Source organism: Pseudoalteromonas sp. SCSIO 43210, assembly GCF_054133285.1.
The window spans coordinates 1,627,156-1,641,279 of record NZ_CP087225.1 but is presented as its reverse complement, the minus strand read 5'-3'; the positions used below and the strand labels follow the sequence as shown (position 1 = coordinate 1,641,279).

14 protein-coding genes are annotated in these 14,124 nt (G+C 40.3%); 12 read left to right on the top strand and 2 right to left on the bottom strand.

Features of this window, described 5'->3' with window-relative positions; genetic code table 11:
• Window positions 1-426 precede the first annotated feature (426 nt).
• Window positions 427-1,710 (top strand): cation:proton antiporter, encoded by a 1,284-nt coding sequence (locus tag LOS73_RS07050; RefSeq protein WP_008138586.1) that lies wholly within the window; start codon window positions 427-429, stop codon window positions 1,708-1,710.
• 283 nt (window positions 1,711-1,993) lie between these two features.
• Window positions 1,994-3,850 carry a cytochrome c/FTR1 family iron permease gene (locus tag LOS73_RS07045; RefSeq protein ID WP_081824561.1) on the top strand — a complete coding sequence of 619 codons (1,857 nt, stop codon included), beginning with the start codon at window positions 1,994-1,996 and terminating at the stop codon, window positions 3,848-3,850.
• A 100-nt stretch (window positions 3,851-3,950) separates the two neighbouring features.
• Here the strand turns inward: LOS73_RS07045 and LOS73_RS07040 are convergent, their stop codons facing one another.
• Window positions 3,951-4,187 (bottom strand): hypothetical protein, encoded by a 237-nt coding sequence (locus LOS73_RS07040; protein ID WP_033029694.1) that lies wholly within the window; start codon window positions 4,185-4,187, stop codon window positions 3,951-3,953.
• Between the two features lie 419 nt (window positions 4,188-4,606).
• On the opposite strand from LOS73_RS07040, the gene hisG reads away from it, so the two are divergent.
• The 10 genes from hisG (at window position 4,607) to LOS73_RS06990 (ending at window position 12,558) form a co-directional block, all read left to right on the top strand.
• The gene (gene hisG / locus LOS73_RS07035; protein WP_007376294.1) at window positions 4,607-5,506 is read left to right on the top strand and encodes an ATP phosphoribosyltransferase; all 900 of its coding nucleotides are present in this window, start codon (window positions 4,607-4,609) and stop codon (window positions 5,504-5,506) included.
• A gap of 5 nt (window positions 5,507-5,511) precedes the next feature.
• Entirely contained in the window at window positions 5,512-6,813 is a 1,302-nt protein-coding gene (gene hisD, locus LOS73_RS07030) for a histidinol dehydrogenase (RefSeq protein ID WP_007376295.1), read from the top strand.
• A complete protein-coding gene (hisC, locus tag LOS73_RS07025; protein WP_457934735.1) occupies window positions 6,803-7,912 on the top strand; it encodes a histidinol-phosphate transaminase in 1,110 nt (369 codons plus the stop codon). Before hisD ends, hisC begins: the two co-directional genes overlap by 11 nt.
• A complete protein-coding gene (hisB, locus tag LOS73_RS07020; protein WP_008138596.1) occupies window positions 7,909-8,970 on the top strand; it encodes a bifunctional histidinol-phosphatase/imidazoleglycerol-phosphate dehydratase HisB in 1,062 nt (353 codons plus the stop codon). Before hisC ends, hisB begins: the two co-directional genes overlap by 4 nt.
• A complete protein-coding gene (gene hisH, locus LOS73_RS07015; RefSeq protein ID WP_002960265.1) occupies window positions 8,967-9,557 on the top strand; it encodes an imidazole glycerol phosphate synthase subunit HisH in 591 nt (196 codons plus the stop codon). Before hisB ends, hisH begins: the two co-directional genes overlap by 4 nt.
• A 33-nt stretch (window positions 9,558-9,590) precedes the next feature.
• Window positions 9,591-10,325: a 1-(5-phosphoribosyl)-5-[(5-phosphoribosylamino)methylideneamino] imidazole-4-carboxamide isomerase gene (locus tag LOS73_RS07010; protein ID WP_010552951.1), complete on the top strand. Its 735-nt coding sequence runs from the start codon at window positions 9,591-9,593 to the stop codon at window positions 10,323-10,325.
• Window positions 10,307-11,086 (top strand): imidazole glycerol phosphate synthase subunit HisF, encoded by a 780-nt coding sequence (gene hisF / locus LOS73_RS07005; protein WP_007376298.1) that lies wholly within the window; start codon window positions 10,307-10,309, stop codon window positions 11,084-11,086. The genes LOS73_RS07010 and hisF overlap by 19 nt, the downstream gene beginning before the upstream one ends.
• The gene (gene hisIE / locus LOS73_RS07000; RefSeq protein WP_457934734.1) at window positions 11,077-11,691 is read left to right on the top strand and encodes a bifunctional phosphoribosyl-AMP cyclohydrolase/phosphoribosyl-ATP diphosphatase HisIE; all 615 of its coding nucleotides are present in this window, start codon (window positions 11,077-11,079) and stop codon (window positions 11,689-11,691) included. Before hisF ends, hisIE begins: the two co-directional genes overlap by 10 nt.
• Window positions 11,692-11,810: 119 nt before the next feature.
• A complete protein-coding gene (locus LOS73_RS06995; RefSeq protein WP_457934733.1) occupies window positions 11,811-12,365 on the top strand; it encodes a hypothetical protein in 555 nt (184 codons plus the stop codon).
• Between the two features lies 1 nt (window position 12,366).
• The gene (locus tag LOS73_RS06990; RefSeq protein ID WP_149592920.1) at window positions 12,367-12,558 is read left to right on the top strand and encodes a DUF1289 domain-containing protein; all 192 of its coding nucleotides are present in this window, start codon (window positions 12,367-12,369) and stop codon (window positions 12,556-12,558) included.
• A 41-nt stretch (window positions 12,559-12,599) separates the two neighbouring features.
• On the opposite strand, the gene LOS73_RS06985 is transcribed toward LOS73_RS06990, so the two are convergent.
• Window positions 12,600-13,871, bottom strand: coding sequence for an O-acetylhomoserine aminocarboxypropyltransferase/cysteine synthase family protein (locus LOS73_RS06985; RefSeq protein ID WP_457934732.1), 1,272 nt, complete (start codon window positions 13,869-13,871; stop codon window positions 12,600-12,602).
• Window positions 13,872-14,124: the final 253 nt, after the last annotated feature.

Sequence of the window (14,124 nt, the reverse complement as noted above, 5' to 3'; positions counted from 1 at the left end):
TTGAAAATGAAACAAAAAATTTACAATTAAAGTATTAAAAAATAAATTAAAAGCCTTTAATTCAACAACTTAATAAAAACCCACCAAACATTAAAAACATTTAATTAACATAATGTAAACATTTATTTACTTTGAGTAACATATTGAAATAAAAATAATACAATTAAGTGTATAAATTTAATAAAGTGATTTTTACAATACAAACACTATTAAATTTAACAAAAGGCCTAAAAAACAAACCTATTTCTAAAGGCGCGGCTGAAGCTTTAACATCTTTAATTTCTTATTTACCAAAACTATTTTTATTAAAAATAAAAAATACAAATTGTCTAACAAACACTGTGACATAGCTATATCTCGGGAGTAACATAGGCATGTTTAGATCCCGCTTAATCATATGTTTTTCTCGTTAATTAAGGTTATTAAATGAATGCTTGGTACCTCATTTGTTTTCTCTCTGCACTTGCTATTTTTATTGCTTTTGCAAATCAGTACATCCTCAAAATGCAAACTACTATTGCAATAACTACAGGCTCGGTTGTTATTTCTTTACTTTTGATTGTTGCAGTAAAATTATTAGGCGATCAGAACGCACTTGAAATGACAAAAATCGTCTCGAGTATTAACTTTAACGAATTACTCCTCAAAGGTATGTTAGGTTTCTTGCTTTATGCAGGTGCACTGGAAATAAACCTGTTAGCACTTAGAAAACAACGCTGGGAAATAACGGTGTTGGTACTGTTTTCCACTCTTGTTTCTACTTTTATTGTTGGCTACTTAAGCTTTTACTTATTTGCTTTTCTTGGCTGGCCAGTGCCTTTTATTTATTGTTTATTATTTGGTGCGCTTATTAGCCCAACCGACCCTATTGCTGTACTTGCTATTATTAAACAAATGCGAGCGCCAGAGGGTATCTCAGTTCAAGTAGAAGGTGAGTCGCTATTTAACGATGGTATTGGTTTAGTAATATTTACGACCATTTTTTCGGTTGCTTTTTATGGCACCGATGCACAATTTGGCGATATAGCAGAACTCTTTTTTGTAGACGCCCTAGGCGGTATTGCGTTTGGTTTGGTTATCGCTTTGGTTGGCCACTTTTTAATTATTAACAGCCGCGATGTAAATATTCGTTTATTGATAACCTTAACTATTCCTACTGCAGGTTTTGCTGCTGCAAATATTTGGGAAATATCAGGCGCACTTGCCATGGTAACCAGCGGCATATTAATGGGTAACATTACTCGTACTAAAGCAACAGAGCGCACGGGGCCTGAAGATACTCGTTACGTAAAAGATTTTTGGCATGCAACCGATAGCTTTTTAAATGCCCTACTGTTTTTAATAATAGGTATGCTAATTGTGACTATGCCTATTACAATCGGGGAAATTGGCTTAGGCTTACTAATGGTACCTGCAGTATTACTAGCACGCTTTATTAGCGTAGGCGCACCCTTTGTTATCTTTAAACGCTTTAGAACTTACGACAAGCACAGTGTTAAAATATTAACTTGGGGTGGTTTACGTGGCGGACTTGCACTTGCAATGGCGGCAGCAATCCCTCGCGAGCAAGTTTTTGTAGGCGGCTCTGACTTACACAACCTTATTGTTATTGTTACTTACGTTGTGGTTATATTTTCTATTATTGTACAAGGTTTAACTATCTCGCCGCTTATTCAAAGCAGCATTAAGTCAGCTGAGCAAGCAAAGTAATAAATGCTTTGTGAGCAATCAAATCAGTAACCAAGTTATTATATAAATCACTTGGTTACTGTTACTTTCGTGTTACAAAAACACTTTAAAGTTCTATAAATTGTTATCCTTTTTATTTATCTGCTTTGTTTAAATTAATCCGCTTGAAATACAAATGAAAACAATTATAATTTTGGCTTTTCCTCTGTAGGGCTTTTCAATGTCCAAAAATAATTCTCACGTGTTTTTTAATTTTGTATCTCTGGGCAAACATCAATTTCATTGTTTTTTTGTGCTTTTTATAATGGCTATGGCAAGCTTTAATGTGTCGGCCTCACCTAATGAGCAAACAAAAATAAAACAAATTGCACAGCTTGCAGAGTATGTAGGTGTAGATTACGTGGCAGCTGTTGGAAATGGTGAAATACTTGACCCTGACGAATATCAAGAAATGACTGAATTTTCGCACGTCATTATTGAGCAAGCTGGACAGCTATCAGGCCAAACCAATGAGTTTGATACAGTAAAAGCACAAGCTAAAGCACTGCATACAGCGATTGCTAATAAAGCGAGTGTTGTAGATGTACGTGCAGCAAGCTCAGCACTTCGTGAGTCACTACTTACCTTTATGCCGCAACTATCGTTACCTACATCACTACTTCCCGTTGAGCAAACTAAAGCGCTTTTTGCTACTAACTGCTCAATGTGCCACGGCCCAAATGGTCAAGGCGACGGCCCGCTTGCAAAAAACTTATCGCCAGAGCCTACCAACTTTACCGATGAAGAACGCGCAACAAACCGCTCTTTAATGGGGTTGTTTGACGCTGTAAGTAACGGCATTGACGACACACCTATGGTTGCTTTTACCCAATTTAATGAACAACAACGATGGTCTTTAGCTTTTTATGTAGGTAGCTTGGCATTTAAAGATGTTCAAAAACCACAAACTGTAGAACAAAACATTACCGCTTCGCAGATTGTAAACCTAAACCCCGCACAATTATCGGCAGGTCAAAGTGAAGCACAAGCACATTACGTTAAATGGCTTCGTGGTAATCCAGAGCAATTATTTAGCGCTAACAAGAATCCGATAACAGTTACTCGCACGCAGTTACTTGCAGCGCAAGCCGCACATGCTAAAGGCAATTACTCACAAGCAAGTGATTTAGCAATTAGCGCATACTTAGATGGCTTTGAGCTTGTTGAAAACAACTTAAATGCCTACGATGAAACACTGCGTAAAAACATCGAAGTACGACTGATGAACCTGCGCCAAACATTCAAAAACGAAAAAGATACGGCCGTTGTTGCCGAAAAAGTAAGTGCCGCACTAACTCAACTCGCTAAAGCAGATAGCATGCTAAACGAAACTAAGCTAACTGACGGCGCGCTACTTTCAGCAAGTTTAGTTATATTACTGCGAGAAGGCTTAGAAGCACTCTTAGTTATTATTGCCCTTATGACTGTGCTTATTAAAACTAAACGCAAAGATGCGCTAAAATATGTACATATTGGTTGGATAACAGCACTTATTGCTGGTGGTTTAACGTGGGCTGCTGCGCAAACATTAATAGAAATAAGTGGTGCGAGCCGCGAAGTAATGGAAGGTGTTGGCGCATTATTTGCCGCTGTAATTTTACTGTATGTTGGCGTATGGATGCACAGTAAAACAAGTGCGCAACAATGGCAAAAATATATAAAAGACAATATAGATAAGCGCCTTGAGTCGGGTACATTATGGGGATTAGCGGGGCTTTCTTTTATTGCCGTATACCGAGAAGTATTCGAAACCGTGCTGTTTTATCAGTCATTATTAACGCAAAGCTCGCCTGCTCAATATTCATCTATCGCATCGGGTTTTGCGATAGCTATAGCAATACTGGCTATTATTACGTGGGTATTAATTAAATACTCAATTAAATTACCGGTGGCTAAGTTTTTTTACATTACCACTTACCTACTATTTGCACTCTCGTTTGTACTTATGGGCAAAGCCGTTATTGCATTACAAGAGGCCGATATAATAGGTATTGCGTCGCTACCAATAAGCTTTGATATAGCATGGCTTGGTATAAAATCGACATGGCAAGGTATTGTGGCTCAGGTATGTGTGTTTGCAATATTTAGCTTTTATATATTTAAAAGCAAAAACCAAGAGTAATGCTAATCTGCTTAAGAGTTTAAGCTAATTGGCATAAGCAAAAAGGCCCGCAAGGGCCTTTTTGAGTTAATTGCTTATGTATTTAGTAAAGTTGGTATTATCAAGCCCATGTATCTAAATGGGGGTTTTCGTCATCGTCTACGTTAGACTTTTTTTTACTATTTTGATCATCAAGCATATTGAGCTGTTTCTTTTTTTGTAACTCACGCCTTTTTTTATTCTCTAGTTCAACTTTTTCAGTAGCCGATCCACTTTGCACACCCGCAATATGGAAAGCGCCTTTTGACTCAACTTCTAGCCTGGTGATTCTTCCTAAATAAGGGATCATGATATCCATACGTACTTCCTTATTTAACTGTTTGATTATCAAAATGCTAAATTTGAATGATAAACAAACAATTATTCGCTAAAATTGCGCTTATTATCTTAATATTATCGACAGTTATAACATATGCTTTAATTAAGCTAAAAAAAACTTGCCATAATATGGCCGTTTATGTTTTTATGAATGCGAAATTTATTTAAACAAATAACAACTGCACGTTTGCGAACTTACGGGCAGTTACATAGGACAAAAAATGCGCTTAAACCTGACAACAGTACATCATCACCACCATTCACCGGAATAACCTGTCAGGTCTTTCGCTGAGAGGTTATTCCTAAAAGGAACCTCTGGCGATTCAAATAACATTGATTCATTTTCGCCCTGAGGTTCCCCTCGGGGTTTTTAGTTTTTAAATTAAAGGAAAATGAATAATGAACAACAGTAATCGTCTACGTATCGCCATCCAAAAAGGCGGCCGCCTATCTAAAGATTGTCAAGATCTGTTAAAACAGTTAGGTGTTAAACTTAACCTTCGTGAACAACGCTTAATTGCACACTCAACTAATATGCCAATTGACGTACTACGTGTGCGCGATGACGATATTCCGGGTTTAGTAATGGACGGTGTATGTGACTTAGGTATAGTTGGCGAAAACGTACTAGTAGAAGTTCAAGCAGAACGTGAACGTCAAGGTGTTCCCAGCGAAGTAAACAAACTTTCAAAACTAGATTTTGGTTACTGTCGTCTTGCACTTGCATGGCCACAAGAGCTAGGCGCTCGCGATAAAAGCTGGTTTGAAGGCAAACGTATTGCAACTACCTACCCAGAAATTTTAACTCAATGGTTAAAGCGCGAAGGCATTAACGCAAGTACAGTAATGCTTACGGGCTCTGTTGAAGTAGCACCACGTGCGGGTTTATCTGATGCAATTTGTGATTTAGTATCTACTGGCGCAACACTTGAAGCTAACGGCTTAATTCAAGGTGATACAATTTTAGAGTCAAACGCATGTTTAATTCAAAATAAAGATCTGCAAGATGCTGACAAACTAGCACTAATCAATAAGCTTATGCCGCGCCTACGTGGTGTTAGACAAGCTAAAGAAAGCAAATACATTATGCTACACGCACCAAAAAACAAACTTGATGAAATTTGTGAAATTTTACCTGGTTCTGGTCAACCGACTCTACTTGCCCTTGCGGGTAATGAAGAATACGTAGCACTGCACATGGTAAGCAGCGAAACATTATTTTGGGAAACAATGGAGCAGTTAAAAGCCCTAGGCGCTAACTCTATTTTAGTTATGCCAATTGAAAAAATGATGGAGTAAGTACCATGCTTCGTTGGAATGAGGAATCTTCACAAGTACAAGCAGCGGCGCTAATGCGCCCTGCAGTTTCTGTAAGCGCAAAGGTTGAAGCAATATGCAAAACTATTTTAGCTAACGTAAAAGAGCAAGGCGATGAGGCCTTACTTAGCATGGCCAAAGAGTTTGATAATAGAGCTAACCCACGTTTGCGCGTACCGCTAGATGAAATTAACGCATCTGAGCAAGCACTAAGTGCTGAGCTTAAATACGCAATTGACACCGCTTATGCAAATGTTAAACGTTTTCACGAAGCGCAGTTGCCAAAAGATATTAAATTATCAACCCAACCAGGCGTTGTATGTGAACTGAAATATCAAGCCATCGAAGCAGTCGGTATTTATGTACCCGGTGGCAGTGCTCCACTGCCATCGTCGGTCATTATGCAAGGTGTATTAGCACAGTTAAGCGGCGCTAAAACCGTTGTACTAGCTACGCCGGTACAAGGTGATAAAGCAATTAACCCTGCTATTTTATATGCAGCTAAGTTATGTGGCATTACTACTTTGATAGAAAGTGGTGGCGCAGGCGCAATTGCAGCAATGGCTTATGGCACCGAATCGGTTCCTAAAGTAAACAAAATTTTTGGCCCAGGTAATAGCTTCGTAACAATGGCTAAACAGCTCGTTGCGCAAACTATCCCAGGTATGGCAATTGATATGCCAGCAGGTCCGTCTGAAGTATTAGTTATTGCAGATGAACGTGCAAACCCAGAATTTATAGCCGCCGATTTACTCTCACAAGCAGAGCACGGCGCAGACTCGCAAGTTATTTTACTATGTAACAGCGAAAGAATTATAGAACAAACTCAGCAGGCACTTACACGCCAGTTAGCTAATTTGAGCCGTAAAGAAACAGCCGAACAAGCGCTCGCTAATTCTTCACTTATTTTGGTTGATTCAGTTGAGCAAGCATTTGATGTATCGGCGCAATACGGCCCAGAGCACTTAATTTTACAACTAGGCGATGCAACACCTTACCTAGATAAAGTTAAAAATGCAGGCTCAGTATTTGTAGGTGACTACACACCAGAATCTGCAGGCGATTACGCATCGGGTACTAACCACGTGTTACCAACATATGGTTACAGTGCAACATACTCGAGTTTAAACTTGCTTGATTTTTTTCGTACATACACAGTGCAAACAATTACTAAAAGTGGTTTAACGCAGCTTTCAAAAGCAATTTTACCACTTGCAGATGCAGAAGGCCTTGATGCCCACGCTAATGCGGTTTCAATTCGTTTAGAGGCAATTAAAAATGAGCAATGAGAGCGCACAAGCGTCTAGCTTATTACCTAAGAATATTGCAGCCCTTGCTGCATACAGCTCTGCAAAAAGTGAAAAGCTAACCGGTACTACGTGGCTCAATGCTAACGAAAGCCCGTATGCTAAAAACCTTGAACTGAGTATTGAGGATTTAAATCGCTACCCCGATCCACAACCGCAACTGGTTATTGACCGTTACGCCGCTTATACAGAGCTTGAAAGCGAAAATGTATTAATGACGCGCGGCGCAGATGAAGGCATTGAGCTTTTAGTGCGCACATACTGTGAGCCAGCTAAAGATAGTATTGCGCTATTTTTACCAACCTACGGTATGTACAAAGTTACCGCCGATACACACAACGTTGGTATTAACGCGCTTACCCAAGAATTATTATTAAGTGGCAGTGCTGACGAAATAGTTGCAGCTGTTGGCAGCTCAAAACTGGTATTTATTTGTAACCCAAATAATCCAACGGGCAGCCTAACACCACTTGATAAAGTAAAAGCGATTGCAACAGCACTTATGGGTAAAGCACTGGTTATTGTTGACGAAGCCTATATAGAGTTCTGCCCAAAGCAAAGCGCCACAAAACTTATTAATGAGTTTAGTAATGTAGTGGTTCTGCGCACGCTTTCTAAAGCCTTTGCGCTAGCAGGGCTCAGAACGGGCTTTACGCTTGCACAAGCAGCAACTCTTGCGCCAATTCGTAAAGTCATTGCGCCGTATCCGGTATCGGGCGTAGTAGCAAGTATTGCAGCGCAAGCAATTGCACCCGATGCAATTACATCAATGCGCCGCCAAGTTACTATTTTAAATAGCTTAAAAGCTAAGTTGGTAGATTGGCTAAACGCCTCCCCTGCTGCATTAAAAATTCTCACTGGTGAAGGTAACTTTGTTACTTTAAAATTAGCCGATAAAAACTACTTTAAAATTGCACTTGAGCAAGGTTTGGTTATGCGCGCTTTTACACTATACGGTGAAGACGACTGGCTACGAATTTCAATTGGCAGTGAACAAGAACTTGAACAAGTAAAAATTTGGTTAGATGGCTTACAAACGCCGGCTACCGCAGCATCTTTAGCAGGAAACGAAGTATCATGAGTAACCCCTATTTATTTATCGACCGCGACGGCACTATTATTGAAGAGCCAATTACCGACAAACAGGTGGATAGCCTTGAAAAGCTAGCATTTTTACCTGGTGTTATTCCTGCGTTGTTACAATTACAAGCCGCAGGTTACCGTTTAGTAATGGTGTCTAACCAAGATGGCTTAGGCACAGACAGCTTCCCGACTGCTGACTTTGATATAGCACAAGATAAAATGATGGACATAATGCAAAGCCAAGGCATTAGCTTTGACGAGGTATTAATTTGCCCACACTTTGACGAGCAAAATTGTGACTGCCGTAAACCTAAAACGGGCTTACTTACCGAGCTTATGCGCTCTGGCAAAGTAGACTTAGCGCGCTCTTTTGTTATTGGCGATCGCCAGACCGATATTGGCCTTGCTCAAAACTTATGTTGTGAAGGTATTTTATACGACGGCGATTGGAGTGCCATAGTAACTAAATTGACCACTGCAAACCGCGAAGGTCGTGTTACACGCAACACTAAAGAAACCCAAATTGATGTAGCCATAAACTTAGATCAAACTAAAAATGGCAGCATAGACACCGGACTTGGCTTTTTTGATCACATGCTTGATCAAATTCGCACGCACGCAAACATTGGTTTAAACATTAAAGCCAAAGGCGATTTACACATAGACGAGCACCACCTTGTTGAAGACATTGGTATTGCCTTAGGTGTTGCACTTAAACAAGCGCTTGGCACTAAATCGCAAATTGCACGCTATGGTTTTGCGCTGCCGATGGATGAATGTAAAGCTGAAGCACAAATTGATTTATCGGGCCGTGCATCATTTGTATTAAACGCTAATTTTAGCCGCGAAAAAGCCGGCGACTTAGACGTGCAAATGGTTGAGCACTTTTTCAAAAGCTTAAGTGATAATGCCGCTATTAGCCTTATTTTATCGGTAAGCGACGGTAACTGTCATCACCAAGTAGAAGGCTTATTTAAAGCGTTTTCACGTGCTCTTCGTATGGCAGTAGCACAAGACACGACCCAACAAACAGCCAGCTCTAAGGGATGTTTATGATTGCCATAATTAATACCGGTTGTGCCAATATAAATTCAGTACGTTTTGCGTTTGAACGTTTAGGCCAAACGCCAACAGTAATTACTTCACCAGAGCAATTAGCGGGTTTTGAGCGCGCTATATTGCCAGGTGTAGGTCACGCGTCGGTTGCTATGAAACGCCTAGTAGATAACGGCTGGCAACAAGCAATAAATGAATACCAGCGCCCGCTTATGGGGATTTGCTTAGGTATGCAGTTACTGTGCGAAAGCACCGAAGAAGGTAACGTACAGTGCCTAGGTAAAATACCAGGGCAAGTAAAAGCGCTTGATGTAGGCAATTTAACGTCGCCGCATATGGGTTGGAATAACTTAAGCGTTAACAAAGAGCATGCATTAACTAAAGGGCTAACGCTTGATGAGCAAGTGTATTTTGTTCACAGCTTTGCGCACACCGTAAACGACGCCACACTAGTGAGCGGCGAGTACGGTCAAACCTTTTCAGCCATTGTTGCTAAAGACAATTATGCAGGCATGCAATTTCACCCAGAGCGCAGCGCAAAAGTTGGCGCACGTTTATTACAAAATTTTGTTGATTGGCAGTTATAAGCTGCCCATTAACTAACAAAAAAGAGATTATTTGTGATTATTCCAGCATTAGACGTATTACAAAATCAAATTGTGCGCTTGTACCAAGGTAAATACGACACAGCACAGTTTTACCCTTTCGAACTTGGCGCGCGTTTAAAAGAATACGCCGACAGTGGCGCAGGTAAACTACACCTTGTAGATTTAGAAGGTGCACGCGATCCAAGTAAAAAACAGTGGAAACATATTCAAGCTGCAACCAAAGCACTTAACGTACCGTACCAAGTGGGCGGCGGTATTCGCTCAGAGCAAGATGTAAGTGATTGGCTAAAAGCCGGTGCAAACCAAGTTGTTATTGGTTCAATGGCAGTAGAAAAACGCGAACAAGTAAAAGCCTGGATTGAGCAATTTGGCGCAGAGCATTTTGTAATTGCCCTTGATGTAAATAAAACAGCCACGGGCTGGGCGCCAGCAACACACGGTTGGTTAAGTGAATCTGAGTTTGGTTTACTTGAGCTGGTAGATTTTTATGTAGGCTTAGGTGTTATCGATTTTTTATGCACGGACATCAGTAAAGATGGCACTATGACGGGCCCATCGTTTGAATTATATGAAGATTTAACTCGCCATAACAGCACAATTAAAGTGCAAGCCTCAGGGGGCGTAAGCTCACTAGATGACATTAAAAAGCTTAAAGAGCTCGGTGTTGGCGGCGTTATTTTAGGTAAATCATTGCTTGATGGCGCATTTAGCGTTGAGGAGGCACTGGCATGTTATCAAAACGCATAATCCCGTGTTTAGACGTTAAAGACGGCCAAGTAGTTAAAGGCGTTAAGTTTAAAGGCCATGAAGTTGTTGGCGATATTTTAACAATGGCTAAAGCCTACAGCGAAGCTGGCGCCGATGAACTGGTTTTTTACGAAATCAGTGCAAGCGTTGAAAAACGCCTACTTGATGTAAATTGGGTAGAAAGTATTGCACGAAATATCGATATTCCATTTTGTGTAGCGGGCGGTATTAAATCAGTGGCTGATGCAGCGCGTGTTTTAGAACGCGGTGCTGATAAAATAAGCATCAACAGCCCTGCTATTGCGCGCCCTGAACTTATTAAAGAATTACACGATGAGTTTGGTAAGCAATGTGTTGTAGTCGGCATTGACAGCTTTTTTGATGAAATTACTGGCGAGTATTTAGTGTATCAATTAACCGGCGATCCTAATGCATCAAGCCGTACGCGCTATAAAACACAAGAATGGGTTAAACGCGTACAAGACTTAGGCGCAGGCGAAATTGTATTAAACTGTATGAACCAAGATGGCGTTCGTAACGGTTACGATAACGAACAACTAAGTAAAATTCGCGAGCTATGTGACATTCCTTTAATCGCCTCTGGCGGTGCAGGTAGTATGCAAGATTTTGTTGATGTATTTAAACAAAGCAAAGTAGATGGTGCACTAGCCGCCAGCGTTTTTCATAAAAATGTGATTAACATTGGCGAACTAAAACAATTTTTAACAGATAACCAAGTGGCAGCAAGATTATGCAAGTAACACAACAAAACCAAGCTCAAGTCGATTTCGCTAAAAGTGACATGATCCCTGCTATTATTCAAGATGCCCGCTCGGGTGTTATTTTAATGCAAGGCTTTATGAACAGCGAAGCACTCGCTGTTACCCTTGATACTAATAAGGTAACGTTTTACTCGCGTTCAAAATCGCGTTTATGGACTAAAGGCGAGTCATCAGAAAACTACTTAAACGTAGTATCTGTGCATACCGATTGTGACTACGACTCAATTTTAGTACTTGCTAACCCAGAAGGCCCAACGTGCCACTTAGGCACACAAAGCTGCTTTGGCGATGATGCAAAACCAAGCCTGAGCTTTTTAGCGCAATTAGAAGATGTGATTGTTGAGCGTAAAAACGACGACCCATCAAAAAGCTACACCGCTTCATTGTTTGCTAAAGACTTAAGCCGTAGCTGTCAAAAAGTAGGTGAAGAAGGCGTAGAAGTTGCCCTTGCCGCTATGAAACACGATAACGATGAGCTAACAAACGAATCTGCTGATTTAATTTATCATCTGACTGTATTGCTACAACGCCAAGGCTTAGCCCTTGAAGATGTAATTAAATGCTTGCAAGGTCGCCATAAATAGCACTTGCTAAAGCAAATTACAAAAGGCCCATATTTTATGGGCCTTTTTGTTTTTCGCTTTTAGTTGAGTAAATTATGTATGGTATAGTGCGAGGCTCAATTAATCGGTTACTGTGAACTATGAAAAACTATATTACTCCTTCCTTCGTCGCATTTGTTTTAGTTGTCGTATTTATTTTAGCGGGCTGTACCAGCAAAACTAATCAGACTACAACTACAGCAACCACTACTACAACGAAGCAGTCTGTAAAAACCACAGTAATACTCGATGAATGCAGCACCATTAATAACCTAATAAATGGTTTTGAGTCTGGTTTTAATCCAATAAAAACAGATAAAGTAAATAACCAGTTTACTAATCAATGGCGTACTAATTCTCATATGATTGGAGCAAACTGTACAGTTACTTTAAATAAGTCAGAGCAAGCAAGCTACCAATGCCAAACACCTGTTAATACACAAACGCAAACCGTAAAGTCTCATCAAAAACTGGCTAAGCAATTACGCCAATGCTTAACCAAAACAGGTTGGTTTGAAAGTCAAAAAGAAACAGCAAGTTCAATTTACAGCACCTTTGTACTTGATACTAAAACCCCAGTGATTACACTCTCAACTAATCAAGAAGGTAATGGGTTCACTACTCGCTTTGAAATTGCACCACCGTTAGGACTTTAATATGCGCCAATTAAATCAAAACAAAAAACCGTCTAAATTTAAAACTGATTGCCTAGGAATATGCGAAAGGCGCAGCGGTTACTGCACCGGTTGTGGGCGTACCAACGAGGAAATATTTGATTGGATAATATTATCTGAAGATGAAAAAAAAGCGATTTTAGAAACACCACGAGCCGATATCTCAAAAGCGTAATGGAGCTAAAAGCCTCAATATCCCGAGGCTATAAATTAACGTTATGCTTTATCGAGCGCTTGGCTTACATCAGTAATTATGTCTGCAATGTTTTCAATACCGACTGACAAACGAATTAAATCGCGACTTACGCCCGCATTAGCAAGCTCTTCATCATTTAATTGGCGGTGTGTGGTTGACGCAGGATGACACGCAAGGGACTTGGCATCGCCAATATTAACTAAGCGTAAAATCATGTTTAGCGCATCAATAAAACGAGTACCTGCTTCTAGGCCACCAGCAATACCAAAACTTAAAATACCCGATGCTTTACCACTGGTAATTTTTTGACTCATTGCGTTATACGGGCTTGATTTAAGCCCTGCGTAGTTAACCCAAAGCACTTTTGGATGGTTTTCTAAATACTCAGCCAGATACTGTGCATTTTCGCAGTGGCGATCCATTCTTAAGCCTAAGGTTTCAAGGCCAATTAAAATGTCAGATGCGTTTTTAGGCGCAAGCGCTGCGCCAGTATTTCTAAGTGGCACTACTCTACAACGTCCAATAAATGCAGCTTCAGCAAAGGCTTCGGTATAAACCACATTATGATACGACGGATCAGGCTCGTTCATCATTGCAAAACGCGTGGCATTCGCTTTCCAATCAAATTTTCCTGAGTCGACAATCATGCCGCCAATGGCAGTACCGTGCCCGTTTATATACTTTGTAAGTGAGTGAACCACTATATCGGCGCCCAGCTCAAATGGGCGGCATAAATACGGCGTAGCCACGGTATTATCAACAATAAGCGGCACACCTTTGCTGTGTGCAATACGTGCTAAACGTTCAATATCAACAATATTACCTGCCGGATTACCAATAGATTCACAAAAAACAGCGCGGGTGTTCTCGTCAATTGCATTCTCGAACGCGGTAAAGTCATCGGCTTTAATCATGCGTGCTTCAATACCTTGCCTAGGTAAGGTATGTGCAAATAAGTTATACGTGCCACCATATACTTGGCTGGTGCTTACAATATTAGTACCGACTTCACACAAACATTGAATAGAATACGTAATAGCAGCCATCCCAGAGGCAACAGCCAGCCCACCAATGCCCCCTTCCATCGCGGCAATACGTTGTTCAAGTACGGCATTGGTTGGGTTCATTATGCGGGTGTAAATATTTCCAGGTACTTTTAAATCGAATAAATCAGCACCATGCTGCGTATTGTCAAATGTATAAGAAGAAGTGTGATAAATAGGCACGGCTGCCGATTTGGTCGTAGCCTCAGATTCGTAACCGTGGTGCAGTGCTAATGACTCTAATTTCATAATTATTTCCTTCAATTAATTTACCACTAACCTAGCACTTCTTGGTTATAAAATGCACATGAAATATATTAAAGGGTGTTGAAATGATTTGATTTAAGTTAAAGGCGAATAAGAGCGATAACCGGTCATTCAGGTCTGTCATCATTAACTTAGTAAGAATAAGTGGATTCTTTCATCTGTTCCACATGTTTATGTAAGCTACAGTAAGCGTAATATTTATAGCTGGCAATAATTTACACTATTTTTTATTAAT